The organism is Actinoplanes sp. ATCC 53533 (genome assembly GCF_003947245.1).
On sequence record NZ_QHHV01000210.1, the window covers coordinates 118,965 to 138,287 of the forward strand.

Consider the following 19,323-nt stretch of genomic DNA (forward strand, 5'->3'; position numbering starts at 1 on the left):
CGCCCGATCCCCGTCACTGATCGCCGGTGGACGCCTGACCGAGCGGGCAATCCCACGGCGTGACCCGGGCGTGCAGGGCGAACCGGTCCGTCGCGGACGCGGGCGCGGCGACCTCCGGCTCCACCGCGATGAGCACCAGCGGGTCCGCGGCGGCGTCGTTCACCTCCGCGCCCGGCCCGGCCACGAAGAGGGCGATCACGGCGGCGAGGGAGACGAGCGCGGCGCTGAGAGCTGTCCTGATCCGCATGCCTCAAGGGTAGACAGCCCGCGCGGGCTCAGGGGTGCCCTGTCGTTACCCCTCTCAGCGGTGGGGCCTTTGAACCGTGAGCGCCGGTTTTCCGTATGGATCGGCACCGGACGGGGTGTGCGGTGAACGGGAGGATGCTCATGACGGCTGGTCCTGTTCGGGTCTGCATCGTGGGCGCCGGCCCGCGGGGGCTGTCGGTCATGGAGCGGGTCTGCGCCAACGCCGGGCCGGCCGCCGTGGAGATTCACCTGGTCGACCCGTACCCACCGGGGCCGGGACGGGTGTGGCGGACCGCGCAGACCCGGCAGTTGCTGATGAACACCGTGGCCTCGCAGGTGTCGATGTTCACCGATGACACAGTGGAGATGGCCGGGCCGGTGGTCACCGGGCCGAGCCTGTGGGACTGGGCCCACCGGCTGGTGGGTCCCGGGCTCGTGACGGTGGAGCCGGGCTGGGCGCGGCACGAGGCGCTGCGCCTGGGGCCGGACTCCTACCCCAGCCGGGCGCTCTACGGCGTCTACCTCGGCTGGGTCTTCCAGCAGCTTCTCGACCGGGCACCCGCCGGGGTGTCCGTGCGGTGCCACCGGGCCCGGGCCGTCCGGCTCGAGGACCGCGGAGCCGACCGTACGCAGCGCGTCTGGCTCGATGACGGCACCTCGATCGACGGTGCCCACGCGGTCGTGCTGACTCAGGGTCACCTGCCGGCCGCCCCCACCGCACCGGAGCGTGTGCTGCGGGGGTTCGCCCGCCGCAACGGCCTGCGGTACATCCGGCCGGCCAACCCGGGGGAGGTGGACCTCACGGCTGTCCGTCCCGGCGAGCGGGTCTTCCTGCGCGGGCTCGGCCTGTCCTTCTACGACTACGTGGCGTTGCTGACGGTGGGGCGCGGCGGCGTATTCGAGCGGGCCGGCGGCCTGCTGCGCTACCGGCCGAGCGGCCTGGAGCCGATGATGTACGCCGGATCCCGCCGGGGCGTGCCCCACCGGGCCCGTGGCGCGAACCAGAAGGGTGCGTTCGGCCGGCACCAGCCCCGGGTGCTGACCGCCGAGGTCGCCCGCCGGCTCCGCGCGGCCGGTGGTGTCGACTTCCGGCGTGCGGTGTGGCCGCTGATCGCCAAGGAGACCGAGACCGTCTACTACGCCACGCTGCTGGCCGGCCGGCTGGGGTCGTGCGCGGTGGAGCTGTTCCGGGAGATGTACCTGCCGCTGCCGTGGGGCGGGGCGGCCGAGGAGGACCTCCTGCAGAAGTTCGACGTGCCGGCGGCGGCGCGCTGGGACTGGCAGCGCGTCACGAACCCGCTGGCCGGGCGCGACTTCGCCGACCAGGCCGCGTTCCGGGACTGGGTGCTGGACGACCTGCGCGCCGATCTCGCCGAGGCCCGCCGGGGCAACGTCGGCAGCCCGCTGAAGGCGGCCCTGGACGTGCTGCGCGATCTGCGAAACGAGATCCGGCTGGCGGTCGACCACGGTGGGCTCACCGGCCGGTCCCACCGGGACGACCTGGACGGCTGGTACACGCCGCTGAACGCGTACCTGTCGATCGGGCCACCCGCCCGCCGGGTCGAGGAGGCGATCGCGCTGGCCGAGGCCGGCCTGCTGGAATTCGTGGGCTCGCGGGTGCGGCTGACGACCGACCCGGCCGGGCGGTGCTTCGTGGTGACCTCGGCGTTCGCCACGGGTGACCGGCTCCGGGTGACCACCCTGATCGAGGCCCGGCTCGGCGAGGTGGATCTGCGCCGCACGACCGACCCGCTGCTCAGGGACCTGCTGCGGACGGGGCAGGCGCGCACCCACCGGGTCGCCGACGGCCGGGACGGCTGCTACGAGACGGGAGGCCTGGCGGTGACGACGCGCCCGTACCAGGTGCTCGACGCGGCGGATGCGCCGCATCCGCGCCGGTTCGCCTTCGGCGTGCCGACCGAGTCCGTGCACTGGGTGACCGCCGCCGGAATCCGGCCGGGGTCGGGCTCGGTGAGCCTGTCCGACGCGGACGCCATCGCCCGCCGGGTGCTCGGGATCGACTCCGGCGACCGGCAGGATACCGACTCTGGCGTCCGGTCCCCGGCGAACGCGTCCCGGCTCGTGGATCAGGCGGTCTGACCGCGATGGCGGCGTTCGACGAACTGGACTCCGGTCTGCTCGCCCCGGCCTGGGTCGGCACCCGGGTGGAGGCGCTGACCACCGACCGGGCGTTCCTGCAGGCGATGCTGGATGTCGAGGTCGCACTCACCCGCGCCCAGGCCCGACTCGGCACGGTGCCGGGCAGCGCGGTGGACACGATCGCCGCAGCGGCCGTGGCCGCCGACTTCGACCTGCGTGAGCTGGCGGTGGCGGCCCGCGCGTCGGCCAATCCGGTGGTCGCGATGGTCGAGGGTCTCGTGGCGCGGGTCGCCGCGGCCGATCCCGCGGCCGCGGACTTCGTGCACCGCGGCTCGACCAGCCAGGACGTGCTCGACACCGCGTTCATGCTGATCGCCTCCCGGTGCGTGCGGGTGATCGGCGACGATCTCGCCCGGGTCGCGGCCGCCGCCGCAGCCCTGGCCGCCGAGCACCGCGACACGCCGATGGCCGGGCGCACCCTGGCCCAGCACGCGGTGCCGGTGACCTTCGGTCTCAAGGCGGCCGGATGGTGGCAGGGCGTCAACCGGGCCGCGCTCGGGCTCCGCCGGGTGGCCGACGTGGACCTGGTCGTCCAGCTCGGCGGCGCGGCCGGCACGCTGGCCGGCTATCTCGCCTATGCCGCCGAGGACGTCGATCCGGACGACTACGTGCCGCGGTTGCTGGAGGCCTTCGCCGCCGAGGTGGGCCTGGCGGTGCCGGTGCTGCCTTGGCACACCGACCGGACCTCGGTGGTCGAGCTGGGCTGGGCGCTGGCCACGGCGACAGGCGCGCTCGGCAAGATCGCGATTGACGTCCGGGCCCTGTCCCGGACCGAGATCGGCGAGCTGGCCGAGCCCGCAGCGGAGGGCCGCGGCGGTTCGTCGGCGATGCCGCAGAAGCGCAATCCGGTGCTGTCGGCGCTGATCATCGCGGCGGCGCAGCAGATCGGCCCGCTCGCGGGCGGGCTGTCCCAGGTCATGCTGGCCGACGACGAGCGGCCCGCCGGGGCATGGCACGCCGAGTGGCAGCCGCTGCGGGAATGCCTGCGCCTGGCCGGGGGCGCCGCGCGGGCCGCGGCCGAACTCGTCGAGGGGCTTCGGGTCGACCCGGGACGGATGCGCGCCAACCTCGATCTGACGGGCGGGCTGATCGTCGCCGAGCGGGTCGCGGCCGCGCTGACTCCGCTGCTGGGCAAGGCGGCCGCCAAGCGGGTGACGGCCCGGGCGGCGACGGCCGCCGCCACCGGCGGCCGCGGTTTCGCGGCCGAACTCGCCGCGGCCGGGGAACTCGCCGGCAAGGTGCCGGCGGGGCTTCTCGACTCGCTGGTCGATCCCCTGCGATACCCCGGGGCGGCGGGCACTCTGGTGGACCGGGCTTTGGCGCACAGGCGTGTCGAAAAGCGCTGAACATCGGCGTTGCGTGGCCATTGGAGAACGCTGCGTCAATTAAACATTTATGGCACTTCCGCAGGTGAACTGTCCGGGTCCGTGGCCCGTATTGGCGGCTGGGAGGGCAGATTCTGTGGACGCGCCGATCGTGGTCAGCGAACTGTATGAGGTGGCTCCGGGACACGAAGCCGACTTCTATAGTTGGGGCACCGCCCTGGTGGGGGTCATCGCGCAGGTCGACGGTTATCTCGGCGGGGACGTACGCGATCCGGAATGGACCGAAGGCGAGTGGCAGATCGTCCACCGCTGGGCCGACCGGGAACTGGCCACGGAATGGGAAGAATCGACAACCAGGGCCCGCTGGATCGAGGCCGCCCAGGACTTCGCCCGGCCGCGTCCGTCCCGGGAACGCCCGGTCAGGGCGCCCGCCGCGCGCGCGGCGGAGCCGCTGGAAGCGCCCCCGGCGGCACCGTCGCCGCCCATACCGCCACCGAAATGGAAAATGGCGGTGGTGACCCTGACCGCGGTGTTTCCGCCGGTCCTATTCTTCAACGTGACGCTTATTCCGCAGTTGAGCGATGTGTCCGTCGTGGTGCGCACCCTGGTGCTCTGTGTCGGCGTCACCATCGTCGTCACGTACGTCATGATGCCGCGGCTGATGCCGCTCTTCAAAGGATGGCTCAACTCCACCGGCGGCCGGCGCCGGACCGGCGCACCGGCCGGTGGCCCGGCGCAGCCGGAGGCACCCGAGGTGCTCGATGAACCCAGCACCCCGGCCGAGGCATTCCCGCGTTTCCGTCCCGCCGAACCGATCAGTAACCGCAGCACCCGGAGGACACAACCCGAAACCCGCACCATGACCCTTGACCCGACGGACCCCTACCCGAGGCGAAATCGATGAGAACTCTGCTGGTGGACAACTACGACTCGTACACCTACAACCTGTTCCAGCTGATAGCGCGGGTGCAGGCGGACGAGCCCGTCGTGATACGCAACGATGAGTCTGTCGATATCGACCTGACCGAGTTTGACAACGTCGTCGTCTCGCCCGGCCCCGGCGACCCCCGCAACGGCCGCGACTTCGGCATCTCCGCCCGGATCCTGGCCGAGGCGACCATCCCCGTGCTCGGGGTGTGCCTGGGCCACCAGGGCATCGGGGTGGTCGAGCAGGCGGAGCTCGGCCTGGCCCCCGCGGCCCGGCACGGCTATCTCGACCACATCCGGCACAGCGGGCGCGGCCTCTTCCGGTCGATACCGCAGGACTTCACCGCCGTCCGCTATCACTCGCTGGCCGTGCGGGAGCCGCTGCCGCCGGCGCTGGAAGCGATCGCGTGGGCGGCCGACGGCGTCCTGATGGGGCTCCGGCACCGCACCCGGCCGCTGTGGGGCGTGCAGTTCCACCCCGAGTCCATCCTCACCGAGCACGGCGAGCGGCTGCTGACCAACTTCCGCGACCTCACCCGCAAGCACCGCCGAACGGGCCGGCTGCTGAGCCTGGGCTGGTCGTCCCGTACCGCCGCCGCGCCGCCTGCCGCCAAGCAGCCCGCCGCCAAGCAGCCCGCCGCCAAGCAGCCCAGTGGCACGCTGCCGGTCGGCAAGCCGCCCACCGTCAGGCCGTCCGTCAGGCGGCAGCCGGCGGCGGCGCTGGAAAACGGTCTCACCGACCGCGGATACCGGCTGCACAAGCAGATCATTCCGATGGAGGTGGACGCCGAGGCCGCCTTCGCACAGCGGTTCGCCGCCGCCCGGCACGCGTTCTGGCTCGACAGCTCCCGGGTCGGACCGGGGGAGGCGCGGTTCTCCTACTTCGGGGACGGCACCGGCCCGCTCGCCGAGTTCGTCCGGTACGACGTGCAGGCGGCTGCGGTGCAGATCGACCGCCACGGCCAGCTGTCGTCGCTGATCGCCGGCAACGCCTTCGACTATCTCCAGCGCGAACTGGCCCGGCGCCGGGTCGACGACCCCAGCCTGCCGTTCGACTTCACCGGCGGCTACGTGGGCTACTTCGGCTACGAGATGAAGGCCGAGTGCGGTGCGGTCAACCGGCACCGGGCGGCCACGCCGGACGCGAGCTGGCTGTTCGCCGACCGGCTGGTCGTCGTCGACCACCAGGAGCACGTCACCTATGTGCTGTGCCTGGCCGAGGACACCCCCGCCGCGAGCGCCGAGGCGGCCACCTGGCTGAAGCGGACCGCCGGGTTCCTCCGTACCGTGCCGGCCCCGGCCCGGCCCGCCGCGCCGCCGGTGCCCGGCACGTCGTACGCCGACGTCACCGACGTCGAGCCCTGGCTGGTGCGGGACCGCGCCCAGTACCTGGCCGATGTGGCCGCGTGCCAGAGCCTGCTGACGGCGGGGGAGAGCTACGAGATCTGCCTGACCAACGGCGCCTGGCTGCCGGCCCCTGACGATCCGTTCGAGTACTACCGCGCGCTGCGCGCGATCAACCCGGCACCATACGCCGCCTTCCTCGAATTCGACGGCGTGGCCGTCGCCAGCGCCAGCCCGGAGCGCTTCCTGAAGATCACCCGGGACGGCGTGGTGGAGACCAAGCCGATCAAGGGTACGGCGCCGCGCAGCGCGGACCCGGCCGAGGACGCCCGGCTGCGGGACTCGCTCGCCGCCGACGCCAAGACCCGCGCCGAGAACCTGATGATCGTCGACCTGCTCCGCAACGACCTCGGGCGGGTGTGCGACGTCGGTACGGTGTCCGTGCCGTCCCTGATGGCCACGGAGAGCTACGCCACCGTCCATCAGCTGGTGTCCACCGTCCGGGGGCAGCTGCGGGCCGGCGTCGACGCCCTGGACGCGGTCCGCGCCTGTTTCCCCGGTGGCTCGATGACCGGCGCACCCAAGCTCCGCACCCTGGAGATCATCGACTCGCTGGAGACCGAGGCGCGCGGTGTCTACTCCGGGGCGATCGGCTTCCTGTCCTGCAACGGCACCGCCGATCTGAACATCGTCATCCGCACCGCGGTCTTCGTCGGCGACCGGATGCACCTCGGCGCCGGCGGGGCGATCGTCCTCGACTCCGACCCCGCCGCCGAGTACGACGAGATGCTGCTCAAGCTCGTCGGGCAGATGCGCGCCTACGGGATGCCCGGCCGCGAGGCGGTCGAGCCGGGCACGGCGGCGCGGGGACAGCGATGAACGTCGCCGCTGATCTCGCCCGGTTGGCCGGCGAGCGTGGCTGGTCGCCGGCGCCGGCATTCCTCGACGGGCACCGGACCTGGACCCACGGCGAGGTGCACGACCTGGCCGCCCGGGCCGCGACCGTCCTGGGCGAGCATGAGGTGCGACCCGGCGACCGGGTCCTGCTGGCGCTGCCGGACAGCATCGGGTGGGTGGTCGCGTTCCTGGCGGTCGCCCGGCTCGGCGCGGTCGCGGTGCTGGTCAATCCCAGCCTGCCCCGGGCCGACCACGAGTTCATCGCGGACGACTGCGCCGCGGTGCTGTGCCTGACCGGCGAGGAACTGCGGGACCACTTCGCCGGCCGGCGCTGGACCGGCATCGACGGCCTGCTCGCCCGGGCGGCCGGCGCGGAACAGGCCGGCGCCTGGGCCGGCGACGAACGGTCGCCGCTGTACCTGCAGTACACCTCCGGCACCACGGGCGAGCCGAAGGGCGTCGTGCACCACCACGGCGACCTGCGGATCTATCACGACGCGGTGGCGGGCGAGGTGCTCGGGGTGCGGCCGACGGACGTGACACTGTCGGTCTCCAAGCTCTTCTTCGCGTACGGCTTCGGCAACGCCTTCGTGTTCCCGCTGTTCTCCGGGTCGTCGGCGGTGCTGCTCGCGGCCCGCCCGACCCCCGAAATGATCATGGAAGCCGTGATCCGGCACGGGGTGACCCTGCTCTACGCGGTGCCGTCGGCGTACGCCGCCCTGGTCGACCGGGCCGAGCCGGCGGCCTTCGCGACGGTCCGCGCGGCGGTCTCCGCCGGCGAGTCCCTCCCGGCGGCGCTCGGGGAGCGAACCACCGTCCTGCTCGGCGCCCCGGTCTGCGAGCAGATCGGCTCCACCGAGGCCGGGCACGCGTTCTGCGCGAACTCGCCCGACGACAACGTGCCCGGCACCGTGGGCCGGGTGGTCCCCGGCTACGAGGTGGAGTTGCGGGACCGGCAGGGCCGCCCGGTGCCCGACGGGGAGTCCGGCGAGCTGTGGGTCCGCGGTCCCACCCTGCTCCGGGGGTATCTGAACCGGCCGGCCGAGACGGCGCGGACGCTGGTGGACGGCTGGCTCGCCACCCGCGACCTGGCCTGCCGCCGGCCCGACGGGACGTTCCGCCACCTCGGCCGGGTCGACGACATGGAGATGGTCGGCGGCATCACGGTCTCCCCGGCGGAGGTGGAACGGCTGTTCGCCGAGCACCCCCTGGTGCGCGAGGTGGCCGTCGCCGCGGTGCCGGATCATCTCGGCGCCACCAAGCTGCGCGCCTTCGTCGTGCCGGCCGGGCCGGTCGGCGACGCGGCCGTCTTCGAGACCGAGCTCATCGGCCTGGCCCGGGGGCGGCTCGCGTCGTTCAAGGTGCCCAGGACGGTACGGGCGGTGACGCACCTGCCCCGCACCGCGACCGGCAAGCTCCGCCGGCACATCGTTCGCACCGGCGCCTGGTGATCAGGCGCCCTACCCACTCTTGTCCGTAGCGACCAATGACCAGAAGGAGAAAGCACATGGCGACCAAGCGCGGGTTCTACATCGGGGAGATGTTCGAGCGCGCGGCCGCCCGACACGGCGCCGTCCGGGTCACCCTGGACCGGGTCCTGGACGTGGCTCCCGGCGCCGGACTCGAACACACCTACGTGACGCTGGCCGAGCTGGTCGGCGAGCTGGCCGCGCGGCTGAGCGCCGCCGGCGTACGCCGAGCGGACCGGGTGGCCGTCTACAAGTCCGACAACGTCGACCTCGCGCTGCTGACCTGCGCGCTCTCCCGGATCGGGGCGGTGCCGGCGCTGCTGTCGCCCTCGCTGACGCCCGGCGTCGTCGCCAAGCTGCTGCAGCGCATGGACCGGCCCTGGCTGATCAGCGACCCGGCGAAGCTGACCGGCGAGCTGGCGCCGTCCGAGCTCCCCGCGCTGACCCGCGACGTGATGCTGGTCGGCGCGGGCGCCAAGGTGCAAGCCGAGCGGATCGCCGGGATCGCCCTGGAGACCCTGGCCGGCGCGCCGCGGCAGCCGGCGGTGCGGCTCGACCCGAGGGAGCCGGCGCTGATCACCCACAGCTCCGGAACCACCGGCCTGCCCAAGCTCGCCGTGCACTGCCCACAGGCCCTGCGGAACCGGCTGCTGCCGCAGCAGGTGATGGGCTGGCCCAGCCGGGGCGAGACGGCCGCGCTGTGCATGTCGTACGTGCACTCGCGCTTCTACCACGCGCTGGGCGTCTTCCTCGGTTACGGCAGCCCGCTGGTGCTGATGGTCGACCACGACCCGGCGCTGGTCGGCCCCCTGCTGGCCAGGACCCGGCCGGGCATCGTGGAGACCCACCCCAACACCTTCGTCCTGTGGGAGGAGCTCGCCGCCGCGCCCGGCGGCCCGCTGGCCAACGTCGGCTTCTACGGCAGCACCTTCGACGCCATCCACCCGCGCACGATCCAGCGGCTGCTCGGCGCCTCCCGCCGGCCCGCCGCGGTGCTCACCCAGCTCTACGGGCAGAGCGAGACCGGCCCGGTGGTGGCCAGGTTCTTCACCCGCAAGGGCGCGGCCAAGGCGAACGGCCGGCTGGTCGGGATCGGGCTGCCCGGCTTCACCCGGGTCCGGGTCGTGGACGACAACGGCCGGCGGGTCCGGGCCGGCGTGCCCGGGCACATCGAGGCACGCACCCGCGGGCGCATCCTGACCTACCTGGGCGGCGAGGAGCAGTACACCAAGCAGCTCTCCGGCGGCTGGTGGCGGATGGGCGACGTCGGCTACCGCACCCGGTGGGGCGGCCTCTACCTGACCGACCGCGAGATCGACCAGATCGACGCCGTCGACAGCAACCTGGAGCTCGAGGACATCCTGATGTCCCGGCTGGAGGAGCTGCGCGAGATCGTCATCGTGCCCGGCCTGGACGGCGGAGCGGTCCCGGTGGTGTGCACCAGGAACGACCAGCCGCTGGACCCGCAGCGCTGGCGGGACGCCGTCGCCGGCCTGCCGGCGCTGGCCGAGCCGGTGGTGTGCCGCTTCGAGGACCTGCCCCGGACCGGCACCTGGAAGATCAAGCGGGTGGAGATCGCCGAACTGCTGCGCGAGAGCCAGTCGCTGAGCCGGAACTGGATCGCGAGTTGAACCCGGTGCTCGTGGTAGGCGCCGGCCCGGTGGGCCTGACCGCGGCGCTGGCGCTGCGCGCCCGCGGTCTGCCGGTCGACCTGCTGGAGGCGGATCCCGAGGAACGGGCACGGCCGGGCAGCCGGGCGCTCTTCGTGCATCGCCAGTCGCTGTCCACACTGGACCGGATCGCGCCGGGTCTCGGCGAGCGGATCGGCGGCTACGGCGTGGTGTGGCAGACCCGGCGCACCTTCTATCGCGGACGGCAGGTCTATACCAAGAAGGTGCACCGGAACGGCGCCGCCGGCCCGCCGCCGTTCAGCAGCCTGCGCCAGGCCGACACCGAGCGGTTCCTGCGCGCCGCCTGCGTGGACGCCGGGGTGCGCTTCCACTGGGAGGCGGAGGTGATCGGCGTCGAGAGCACGGCGACGGCGGTCACCGTGCGCGTGAACGACGGCAGGCGATTCCAGGCCAGTCACCTGGTGGCCGCGGACGGCGCCCGGTCCGCGGTGCGCGGCGTGCTGGGCATCGCCCTGGCCGGCGCCCGCACCGAGGGATCCCACGTGGTGGTGGACATCGCCGACCGGGAGGGCGCGCGGGGCCCGGTCGAACGGGTCTTCCACTACGAGCACCCGGGGGTGGGCGGCCGTACCGTCCTGCGCGTGCCGTTCCGGGGCGGCTTCCAGGTCGACCTGCAGTGCCGTGACGACGACTCGGTGGAGGACTTCGGGACCGAGGCGGCGGTCCGGGACTGGCTGCCCGGGGTCATCGGGGACGGCTACGCCGACCGGGTGCTGTGGATCTCGACGTATCACTTCCTGCAGAAGGTCGCGGAGTCCTTCACCGACGAGCACCGGCGGGTGCTGCTGGCGGGCGAGGCGGCACACCTGTTTCCGCCCTTCGGCGCCCGCGGCATGAACAGCGGGATCGCCGACGCCGACGCGGCGGCGGAGGCGATCGCCGGCGCCGTCCGGGATCCGGGCGAAGCCACCGGACTCGTCGACGCCTACGCCGAGACCCGGCGTGCCGCGGCGGTCTTCAACAGCGCCGCGGCCGGCACCGCGCTGTCGCACCTGCGACCGCGCCCGCTGATGCGGGTCAAGCAGCGGACGGCCGCCGCGCTGGCATCGGTGCTGCCGGGCTGCGGGTCGTGGCTCGAACACGCGCCCTACGGCCCGCGCCACGGCCCGCCGGCCGATCCCCAGCGGAAATACTGAGTCTGGTCGCTATCCGGGTCAGGCAGGCGGCGCGGGCTGGTAAGCGCCGACTGCCATCCGGGTGGAGACGGCGATCCGGTTGTACGCGTTGATGACGACCGCCGCCCAGATCACCGCCGCCAGCTCCGCCTCCTTGAAGACCTCGGCGGCGGCCTGGTAGACCGCGTCCGGAACCCGGCCGTCGTGCACCAGGGTGATCGCTTCGGTGAGCGCGAGCGCGGCCCGCTCGCGCTCGGTGAAGAACGGCGTCTCCTGCCACGCGTTCAGCGCGTAGATCCGCTGTTCGGTCTCGCCCCGGGAGCGGGTGTCCTTGGTATGCATGTCGAGGCAGAACGCACATCCATTGATCTGCGAAGCGCGGATCCTGACCAGTTCGAGAAGCTCCGACTCGACGCCGGCCGCGGTGGCCGCCGCGACGGCCTCGCGGTGCAGCGCACCCATCGCCTTTGATACGTCCGGGGTGATTTGTTTCAGCGCTACCCGGGGGAGGGCGGTGTCAGTTGTCATTTGACCATGATACGTCGCGCGGGGTGGCTTTCCCGGGGTCGTTCGGCACGGCCCGTGGCGCACTGTGAGAAAGGTCGAATCTCGTGGAGAAATTGAACCGCTGGCCGTTGTCGGCAGTGCGCGTCGCGGGCCCTGTCGCAGGCCCCGCCGCGGCCTGCGATGCTGGTCCGATGGCGGAACTGAACGGGCGGCCAGTCGGCGTGGAACAGCTGCAGACGTTGGCGCTGACCAACTTCGGGCACTTCACCAGCTTCCGGGTGGACGACGGAGGTGTGCGCGGCCTGGCGCTGCATCTGGCCCGGCTGGAGCGTGACTGCCAGGCGGTTTTCGGCGTTCCGCTGGACCCGGATCGGGTCCGGCGTCTCATTCGGCGCCTGGTGCCGGCGAGCGGCGCCGTGACCATCCGGGTCACCATTTTCGACCCGGCGACCGACCTCGCCCGGCCGGCCGGCGCGAATAGTCCGCAGATACTCGTCACCCGGCGCCCGGCGGCCACCCTGCCGCTGGCGCCAATGACCGTTCAGTCGGTTTCCTACGTCCGGGACGCGCCCGAGATCAAGAGCGTGGGGCTGTTCGGCACGATGCGCCAACGGCGTATCGCGCAGCTCAACGGATACGACGACGCGCTCTTTGTCGACGAGGCCGGAAACGTTTCCGAGGGCGGCACCTGGAACGTCGGATTCTTCGACGGCGAACACGTCGTATGGCCGGAGGCGCGCTGCCTGGCCGGCATCACGATGCGGCTGCTCCAGAACTCCCCACGGAAGATGAAGACCACTCCGGTTTCCCTGGGGGAGTTGGGATCGATGCCGGCCGCCTTCGCCACCAACTCGGCGGTCGGCGTACGCGCGATCACCCGGATCGACGACCTGACGTTTCCCGCCGGGAGTGAGCTGCTGGAAGCCCTGCGCATGGCCTACCGGGGAGTAGCGCCGGAGGCCGTGTGAGCCGAGCCGGCACGCGGTATATGTATCGATCGGGCATCGATGAATTCCCTTTGCCCTACGGGGTTGTTCCGGGCGTGGTGGCGGACGATACTGCATCGGCCGAAAGGCGCCGCCGGTTCTCTCGCGCGGTGCCCCAGGCACACGACAATGCCATTTCGAAGGGACCAATTCATGACTGCGACCGCCACTGTCGGGCAGAAGCCGATGATCGTCACCGCGCTGCTGTGCTTCTTCCTCGGCGTGCTCGGCGTGCACCGCTTCTACGTCGGCAAGGTCGGCACCGGGATCCTGCAGATCGTCACGTTCGGCGGCTTCTTCGGCATCTGGCCGCTGATCGACTTCATCATGATCCTGATCGGCAAGTTCACCGACAAGCAGGGCCAGCCGCTGGCCCGCTGAATCTCGCCGTGACAACGGGCGGCCACCTGACCAAGGTGGCCGCCCGTCGCCGTCCCCGCCGGGGTGGACACCCGCGACCTGGGTAGTGGGCCGGCGCCTTCCGGTAGCGACCGTGGGTGCTGTCGGCGGCGGCCGGCGCTGCCTAGCGTCGAGGCCATGATTGAAGTGCATGAGCTGGTCAAACGGTACGGCTCGACCACCGCCGTGGACGGGCTGTCGTTCACGGTCCGGCCGGGGCGGGTGACCGGATTCCTCGGTCCGAACGGCGCCGGCAAGTCCACCACGATGCGGATGATGATCGGGCTGGACCGCCCGACGACGGGTACGGCGACGATCAACGGCCGGCCGTACCTGGCGTATCCGGCCCCGCTGTGCGAGGTCGGCGCGCTGCTGGAGGCGCGCTCGATCCATCGCGGGCGCAGCGCCCGCCGCCACCTGCTGGCGCTGGCCCAGACGCACGGGCTGCCCGCCGGGCGGGTGGACGACGTGCTGGCCGCCGCCGGACTGGCCGCGGTCGCGAACCGCCGGGCGGGCGGCTTCTCGCTCGGCATGGGCCAGCGCCTCGGCATCGCCGCCGCGCTGCTCGGCGATCCGGCCGTGGTGATCCTGGACGAGCCGGTCAACGGGCTGGACCCCGACGGCGTGCTCTGGATCCGGACGCTGCTCAAGGAACTGGCCGCCGGTGGGCGTACGGTCCTGGTCTCCAGCCATCTGATGAGCGAGATGGCCGTCACCGCGGAACACCTGTTGATCGTCGGCGGCGGCCGGTTGCTCGCCGACACGACCGTCGACGAGCTGATCGCCCGGGTGGAGACCGGCCGGGTGCTGGTCCGGTCGCCGGAGGTCACCGCGCTGGGGGAGGCCCTGCTCGGGCGGGGCGCGACGGTGACCGGCCTGGAGCGCGGGCTGGTGGAGGTCGACGGCCTGGCCGCCGAGGTGATCGGGGCGATCGCGGCGGAGCAGCACGTGGTGCTGCACGAGCTGACCCCGCGCCGGGCGTCGCTGGAGCAGGCCTACATGGAGTTGACCCGGTCATGAGCGCCTACCGGGTCACCTTTCCGCGGGTCGTCCGCGCCGAATGGACCAAGCTGTTCGGGCTGCGTTCGACGTGGGTGGTCGCGGCCTCGACCGCCGTGCTCGCCGTCGCCCTGGCCGGCGCGACCGGGTGGCACTCGCACCGGGCCGATGCCCAGGGCGCCTTCCTCGGCATCGACCTGTTCTCGCTGGTCCTGGGCGTATTCGGGATCACGATGATCACCGGCGAATACGGCTCCGGCCTGGTCCGGGCGACGTTCGCGGCGGTGCCCCGCCGGCTGCCGGTGCTGCTGGCCAAGGCGGTCGTCCTGGCCGCCGCGGTCGTGCCGCTCATGCTCGCCGTCAGCGTCGTGTCGCTCGGGGCCAACCGCCTCCTCGCCGGGCACGCCGGGGACGCCGAGCACGCCGGGCCGGCCGGGTCCGATCTGGTGTGGGCCACGGCCGGCGCCGCGGCGGCCCCGGTGGCGCTGGCCCTGATCGGGCTCGGCGTCGGCGCGCTGCTGCGGCACACGGCAACCGCGATCACCGTGTACGTGCTGTCCGTCCTGGTCCTGCCGGCGCTGCTGCAGGCCGCGCTGCCGGAGCGACTGGGCACCGACGTCGTCGGCTACGTGCCGGTCGCCGCCGCTCAGGCGATGTACACCGTCGGCGGCGACAATCCGTTCCGGATGCTGGCGCCCGGAACGGCCGCGCTGGTCGTCGCGGCGTGGGTGGTGGCCGCGCTGGCCGCCGGCGGCATGGTGCTGTGGCGGCGGGACCCGTGAGAATGGACCGATGAGGATGCGCGAGGTCGCCGCGGCCGCCCGGCGCCATCCGCGCGCCGTGGACGCGGCGGTGGCCTTCGCCGCCGCCGCTGCCTGCGGGATCATCCTCACCGGCCGGACCGGCGCCACTGTCGACCCGGCCGGCCCGCTGGACTGGGCGTCGGTCGTCCTGCTCGCGGTTCCGCTCTGCTGGCGGCGCCGGGCGCCGGTCCCGGTCTTCTGGTCGGTCCTGGTGCTGTTGGTCGCCGTCCAGATGCTCGGCGCCCAGTCGCCGGGCGGGCTGTTCGTGCCGCTGATCGCGCTGCACGCGATCGCCCGCCACCGCCCCGCGCGCTACGCGTGGCCGGCGGCCGTCGCCACCGCGGTCCTGCCCGGCCTCGGCGACCGGCTGGACGGCGGCCGGGTCTGGGCCGTCTTCGTGGCGGTGTCGGCGATCACCGTGGCGGTCGTCGCGGTGGGCATGAACCAGCGCACCCGCCACGCCTACCTGAGCGAGCTGGAGTCCCGGGCGGAGCGGCTCGAGCGGGAGGCCGACCAGCAGGCCCGCCTGGCGGTCGCCGAGGAGCGGGCCCGGATCGCCCGCGAGATGCACGACGTGATCGCCCACCACCTCGCCGTGATGGTGGCCCTGGCCGACGGCGCGGCGGCGACCCTGCCCCGGGCCCCCGAGCGCGCGGCGGGGGTGATGACCCAGGTGTCGGCCACCGGACGGCAGGCCCTCGGCGAGATGCGCCGGCTGCTCGGGCTGCTCCGCAGCGACGTCGGCGGCCGCGCGCCGCAGCCCGGCCTCGGCGACCTCGACGCGCTGATGGACCGGATCCGGGCGGCCGGGGTCCGGGTCGCGCTCGCCCGCGAGGGCCTGCCCGGCCCGGCGGGCGCCGGTGCCGGCCTGGTCGTCTACCGGATCGTCCAGGAGGCGCTGACCAACACGCTCAAGCACGCCGGCCCCGGCGCGAGCGCCGAGGTCCGGCTCCGCTTCGGCGCGGACGGCGCCGACATCGAGGTGATCGACGACGGTGCCGGCCGTACGGCGCGCCGGCCGGGCGGCGATCGGCACGGCCTGACCGGGATGCTGCAGCGGGCCACGTCGTACGGCGGCCGGCTCGACGCCGGTCCCCGAACCGGGCCGGGCTGGCGGGTACGCGTACACCTGCCGTTCAGCGCCGACGGGTGCGTTCTTCCGGGCGCCGGCCGCACCGAACTCCGCGCATGACCGTCTCCGTGCTGCTCGTCGACGACCAGCCGCTGCTGTCGCTGGGCTTCCGGCTGATTCTGGAGGCGCAGCCGGACGTCACGGTCGTCGGCGAGGCGGGCGACGGCGCGCAGGCTGTCGCGATGACCCGGGCGTTGCGGCCGGCCGTGGTGCTGATGGACGTCCGCATGCCGGTGCTGGACGGCATCGAGGCCACCCGGCTGATCGTCGATTCCGGCAGCCCGGCCCGCGTGCTCGTGCTGACCACCTTCGACCTGGACGAATACGTCTACGCGGCGTTGCGCGCGGGCGCCAGCGGCTTCCTGCTCAAGGACGTGCCGCCGGCCGACCTGGTGACCGCGATCCACGCGGTCGCCGGCGGGCACGCGGTGGTGGCGCCGGCCGTCACGCGCCGGCTGATCGACGCCTTCCTTCCGCATCTGCCCGACCCGGCGACCGGGCGCTCGCTCGCCGACGAGGCGCTGCACCGGCTGACCGGCCGCGAACGCGAGGTCCTCGAACTGGTCGGCCGCGGCCGCTCCAACACGGAGATCGCCGACGCGCTGACCCTGTCCGAGGCCACGGTGAAGGCGCACGTCGGACGGCTGCTGGCCAAGCTGCGGTTGCGTGACCGGGTGCAGATCGTGGTGTTCGCCTATGAGCGGGGCGTCATCGCCCGCGGCGACCGGGACGGCACCGCGTGACTGCGGGACGCCGTACCGATCAGGATTCGAGAAGTGGTGGCCACGGCCCGCACCTAGCATGGCTGTCATGACGACGAGCAAGACCACGAGGACGCACCGGCGGCCGCCCGCGCCGCACAGCACCGCGAGCCACGATCTGATCCGCGTGCGGGGCGCGCGGGAGAACAACCTCAAGGACGTCAGCGTCGAGATCCCGAAGCGCCAGCTGACCGTGTTCACCGGGGTCTCCGGCTCGGGCAAGAGCTCGCTGGTGTTCGACACGATCGCGGCGGAGTCGCAGCGGCTGATCAACGAGACCTACAGCACCTTCGTGCAGGGCTTCATGCCGACGCAGGCCCGGCCGGAGGTCGACCTGCTCGAGGGGCTGACCACGGCGATCATCGTCGACCAGCAGCGGATGGGCACCGACCCCCGCTCCACGGTCGGCACCGCCACCGACGCCAACGCGATGCTGCGGATCGTCTTCAGCCGGCTCGGGCAGCCGCACATCGGCTCGCCCAAGGCGTTCTCCTTCAACGTCGCCTCGATCAGCGGGGCGGGCGCGGTCACCGTCGAGCGCGCCGGGCGGACCGTCAAGGAGCGGCGCAGCTTCAGCATCACCGGCGGCATGTGCCCGCGCTGCGAGGGCCGCGGCTCGGTCTCCGACATCGACCTCACCCAGCTCTACGACGACTCCAAGTCGCTCGCCGAGGGCGCGTTCACCATCCCCGGCTGGAAGTCGGACAGCTTCTGGACGGTGCGGGTCTATGCCGAGTCGGGCTTCGTCGACCCGAACAAGCCGATCCGCAAGTACACCAAGCGGGAGCTCAACGACTTCCTCTACAAGGAGCCGGTCAAGGTCAAGGTCGACGGGGTCAACCTCACCTACGAGGGGCTGATCCCCAAGATCCAGAAGTCGTTCCTGGCCAAGGACCCCGACGCGATGCAGCCGCACATCCGGGCGTTCGTGGACCGGGCGGTCACCTTCAGCTCCTGCCCCGAGTGCGGCGGCAGCCGGCTCAGCGAGGCGGCCCGGTCGTCGCGGATCGCCGGGGTCAACATCGCCGACGCGTGCGCGATGCAGATCAGCGACCTGGCCGAGTGGATCCGCGGCCTGGACGAGCCGTCGGTGGCGCCGCTGCTGGTGGCGCTGGGCAAGATCCTCGATTCGTTCGTGGAGATCGGGCTGGGCTACCTCTCGCTCGAACGGCCGTCGGGCACGCTGTCGGGCGGGGAGGCGCAGCGCGTCAAGATGATCCGCCACCTCGGCTCGTCGCTCACCGACGTGACCTACGTCTTCGACGAACCCACGATCGGTCTGCACCCGCACGACATCCAGCGGATGAACAACCTGCTGCTGCTCCTGCGCGACAAGGGCAACACCGTGCTGGTCGTGGAGCACAAGCCGGAGACGATCGTGATCGCCGACCACGTCGTCGACCTGGGCCCGGGCGCCGGCTCCGCCGGTGGCGAGGTGGTGTTCGAGGGCACGGTCAAGGGGCTGCAGGCCAGCGGCACGCTCACCGGCCGCCATTTCGACGACCGGGCGGCCCTCAAGCAGTCGGTGCGGGAGCCCGCCGGAGCGCTGGAGATCCGCGGCGCGACGACCAACAACCTGCGCGACGTCGATGTCGACATTCCGCTCGGCGTGCTGGTGGTGGTGACCGGTGTGGCCGGGTCGGGCAAGAGTTCGCTGATCCACGGCTCGGTGTCGGGCCTTGCCGACGTGATCGCGGTCGACCAGACCGCGATCCGTGGCTCGCGGCGGAGCAACCCGGCCACGTACACCGGGCTGCTCGACCCGATCCGCACCGCGTTCGCGAAGGCGAACGGGGTGAAGCCGGCGCTGTTCAGCGCCAACTCCGAGGGCGCCTGCCCTGCCTGCAACGGCGCCGGGGTCATCTTCACCGACCTGGGGATGATGGCTGGCGTCGCCACCACCTGCGAGGAGTGCGAGGGCAAGCGGTTCCTGGCCGAGGTCCTGGAATACAAGTTCGGCGGTAAGGACATCAGCGAGGTGCTGGCGATGCCGGTCACCGAGGCCGAGGAGTTCTTCGGCGCCGCCGAGACGCGCACGCCGGCCGCGCACAAGATCCTCGAACGGCTCGCGGACGTTGGCCTCGGCTACCTCAGCCTCGGCCAGCCGCTCACCACCCTGTCCGGCGGCGAGCGGCAGCGGCTCAAGCTGGCCACCCGGATGGCCGGGAAGGGCGGCGTCTACGTCCTCGACGAGCCGACCACCGGGCTGCACCTCGCCGACGTCGAGAACCTGCTCGGCCTGCTCGACCGGCTCGTCGACTCGGGCAAGTCGGTCATCGTGATCGAGCACCACCAGGCCGTGATGGCGCACGCCGACTGGATCATCGACCTCGGCCCCGGCGCCGGCCACGACGGCGGCCGGATCGTCTTCGAGGGCACGCCGGCCGACCTCGTCGCCGCGCGAGCCACCCTCACCGGCGAGCACCTCGCGGACTACGTCGGGGCCTGACCCGGGGAATCTCCACTGTTCGCGTACCGGATGGGTCTGAGCCATTGATCTTGCGCGATGCGCGGGGTTAAGTATGGGAACCGTCGTCACCTGCGGGTAAGGGCTTTCCCCGG

16 protein-coding genes are annotated in these 19,323 nt (G+C 72.6%); 14 read left to right on the forward strand and 2 right to left on the reverse strand.

Annotated elements, in window-relative coordinates; genetic code table 11:
* Positions 1-13 precede the first annotated feature (13 nt).
* Positions 14-247: a hypothetical protein gene (locus DMB66_RS48160; RefSeq protein WP_125810813.1), complete on the reverse strand. Its 234-nt coding sequence runs from the start codon at positions 245-247 to the stop codon at positions 14-16.
* A 140-nt stretch (positions 248-387) separates the two neighbouring features.
* Between DMB66_RS48160 and DMB66_RS48165 the strand changes: the two genes are divergently transcribed.
* From DMB66_RS48165 to DMB66_RS48195, 7 genes are all read left to right on the forward strand, one after another.
* Entirely contained in the window at positions 388-2,346 is a 1,959-nt protein-coding gene (locus tag DMB66_RS48165; protein WP_125810814.1) for an FAD/NAD(P)-binding domain-containing protein, read from the forward strand.
* 5 nt (positions 2,347-2,351) lie between these two features.
* Positions 2,352-3,752 (forward strand): lyase family protein, encoded by a 1,401-nt coding sequence (locus tag DMB66_RS48170; RefSeq protein WP_125810815.1) that lies wholly within the window; start codon positions 2,352-2,354, stop codon positions 3,750-3,752.
* A gap of 115 nt (positions 3,753-3,867) precedes the next feature.
* Positions 3,868-4,635 carry an antibiotic biosynthesis monooxygenase gene (locus DMB66_RS48175; protein ID WP_125810816.1) on the forward strand — a complete coding sequence of 256 codons (768 nt, stop codon included), beginning with the start codon at positions 3,868-3,870 and terminating at the stop codon, positions 4,633-4,635.
* Positions 4,632-6,881: an aminodeoxychorismate synthase component I gene (gene pabB / locus DMB66_RS48180; RefSeq protein ID WP_125810817.1), complete on the forward strand. Its 2,250-nt coding sequence runs from the start codon at positions 4,632-4,634 to the stop codon at positions 6,879-6,881. The genes DMB66_RS48175 and pabB overlap by 4 nt, the downstream gene beginning before the upstream one ends.
* Positions 6,878-8,350 (forward strand): AMP-binding protein, encoded by a 1,473-nt coding sequence (locus DMB66_RS48185; protein ID WP_125810818.1) that lies wholly within the window; start codon positions 6,878-6,880, stop codon positions 8,348-8,350. Before pabB ends, DMB66_RS48185 begins: the two co-directional genes overlap by 4 nt.
* A 56-nt stretch (positions 8,351-8,406) precedes the next feature.
* Complete coding sequence (locus DMB66_RS48190) at positions 8,407-9,999, forward strand: class I adenylate-forming enzyme family protein (RefSeq protein ID WP_199753063.1); 1,593 nt, start codon at positions 8,407-8,409, stop codon at positions 9,997-9,999.
* A gap of 5 nt (positions 10,000-10,004) precedes the next feature.
* Complete coding sequence (locus DMB66_RS48195) at positions 10,005-11,195, forward strand: FAD-dependent monooxygenase (protein ID WP_199753064.1); 1,191 nt, start codon at positions 10,005-10,007, stop codon at positions 11,193-11,195.
* A gap of 18 nt (positions 11,196-11,213) precedes the next feature.
* On the opposite strand, the gene DMB66_RS48200 is transcribed toward DMB66_RS48195, so the two are convergent.
* Positions 11,214-11,702 (reverse strand): carboxymuconolactone decarboxylase family protein, encoded by a 489-nt coding sequence (locus tag DMB66_RS48200; RefSeq protein WP_125810821.1) that lies wholly within the window; start codon positions 11,700-11,702, stop codon positions 11,214-11,216.
* Positions 11,703-11,872: 170 nt separating this feature from the next.
* On the opposite strand from DMB66_RS48200, the gene DMB66_RS48205 reads away from it, so the two are divergent.
* From DMB66_RS48205 to DMB66_RS48235, 7 genes are all read left to right on the forward strand, one after another.
* Positions 11,873-12,649 carry an aminotransferase class IV family protein gene (locus tag DMB66_RS48205; RefSeq protein ID WP_125810822.1) on the forward strand — a complete coding sequence of 259 codons (777 nt, stop codon included), beginning with the start codon at positions 11,873-11,875 and terminating at the stop codon, positions 12,647-12,649.
* A 171-nt stretch (positions 12,650-12,820) separates the two neighbouring features.
* Positions 12,821-13,048, forward strand: coding sequence for a TM2 domain-containing protein (locus DMB66_RS48210; RefSeq protein WP_125810823.1), 228 nt, complete (start codon positions 12,821-12,823; stop codon positions 13,046-13,048).
* Positions 13,049-13,204: 156 nt separating this feature from the next.
* On the forward strand, positions 13,205-14,086 hold the full coding sequence (locus tag DMB66_RS48215) for an ABC transporter ATP-binding protein (RefSeq protein WP_125810824.1): 882 nt from the start codon (positions 13,205-13,207) through the stop codon (positions 14,084-14,086).
* Positions 14,083-14,847 (forward strand): ABC transporter permease, encoded by a 765-nt coding sequence (locus tag DMB66_RS48220; RefSeq protein ID WP_125810825.1) that lies wholly within the window; start codon positions 14,083-14,085, stop codon positions 14,845-14,847. The genes DMB66_RS48215 and DMB66_RS48220 overlap by 4 nt, the downstream gene beginning before the upstream one ends.
* A 10-nt stretch (positions 14,848-14,857) precedes the next feature.
* Positions 14,858-16,060, forward strand: a complete 1,203-nt coding sequence (locus DMB66_RS48225) for a sensor histidine kinase (RefSeq protein WP_125810826.1) — start codon at positions 14,858-14,860, stop codon at positions 16,058-16,060.
* Positions 16,057-16,743, forward strand: a complete 687-nt coding sequence (locus DMB66_RS48230) for a response regulator transcription factor (RefSeq protein WP_125810827.1) — start codon at positions 16,057-16,059, stop codon at positions 16,741-16,743. The genes DMB66_RS48225 and DMB66_RS48230 overlap by 4 nt, the downstream gene beginning before the upstream one ends.
* Before the next feature lie 67 nt (positions 16,744-16,810).
* A complete protein-coding gene (locus DMB66_RS48235) occupies positions 16,811-19,210 on the forward strand; it encodes an excinuclease ABC subunit UvrA (protein ID WP_125810828.1) in 2,400 nt (799 codons plus the stop codon).
* The last annotated feature ends 113 nt before the right edge of the window (positions 19,211-19,323 follow it).

What these genes read in the sequence shown, in the direction of transcription:
- DMB66_RS48200 (WP_125810821.1), bottom strand. Translation starts at nt 11,702, where the DNA reads ATGACAACTGACACCGCCCTCCCCCGGGTAGCGCTGAAACAAATCACC.
- DMB66_RS48220 (WP_125810825.1), top strand. Translation starts at nt 14,083, where the DNA reads ATGAGCGCCTACCGGGTCACCTTTCCGCGGGTCGTCCGCGCCGAATGG.
- DMB66_RS48225 (WP_125810826.1), top strand. Translation starts at nt 14,858, where the DNA reads ATGAGGATGCGCGAGGTCGCCGCGGCCGCCCGGCGCCATCCGCGCGCC.
- pabB (WP_125810817.1), top strand. Translation starts at nt 4,632, where the DNA reads ATGAGAACTCTGCTGGTGGACAACTACGACTCGTACACCTACAACCTG.
- DMB66_RS48170 (WP_125810815.1), top strand. Translation starts at nt 2,352, where the DNA reads ATGGCGGCGTTCGACGAACTGGACTCCGGTCTGCTCGCCCCGGCCTGG.
- DMB66_RS48165 (WP_125810814.1), top strand. Translation starts at nt 388, where the DNA reads ATGACGGCTGGTCCTGTTCGGGTCTGCATCGTGGGCGCCGGCCCGCGG.
- DMB66_RS48235 (WP_125810828.1), top strand. Translation starts at nt 16,811, where the DNA reads ATGACGACGAGCAAGACCACGAGGACGCACCGGCGGCCGCCCGCGCCG.
- DMB66_RS48215 (WP_125810824.1), top strand. Translation starts at nt 13,205, where the DNA reads ATGATTGAAGTGCATGAGCTGGTCAAACGGTACGGCTCGACCACCGCC.
- DMB66_RS48230 (WP_125810827.1), top strand. Translation starts at nt 16,057, where the DNA reads ATGACCGTCTCCGTGCTGCTCGTCGACGACCAGCCGCTGCTGTCGCTG.
- DMB66_RS48210 (WP_125810823.1), top strand. Translation starts at nt 12,821, where the DNA reads ATGACTGCGACCGCCACTGTCGGGCAGAAGCCGATGATCGTCACCGCG.
- DMB66_RS48190 (WP_199753063.1), top strand. Translation starts at nt 8,407, where the DNA reads ATGGCGACCAAGCGCGGGTTCTACATCGGGGAGATGTTCGAGCGCGCG.
- DMB66_RS48185 (WP_125810818.1), top strand. Translation starts at nt 6,878, where the DNA reads ATGAACGTCGCCGCTGATCTCGCCCGGTTGGCCGGCGAGCGTGGCTGG.
- DMB66_RS48160 (WP_125810813.1), bottom strand. Translation starts at nt 247, where the DNA reads ATGCGGATCAGGACAGCTCTCAGCGCCGCGCTCGTCTCCCTCGCCGCC.
- DMB66_RS48205 (WP_125810822.1), top strand. Translation starts at nt 11,873, where the DNA reads ATGGCGGAACTGAACGGGCGGCCAGTCGGCGTGGAACAGCTGCAGACG.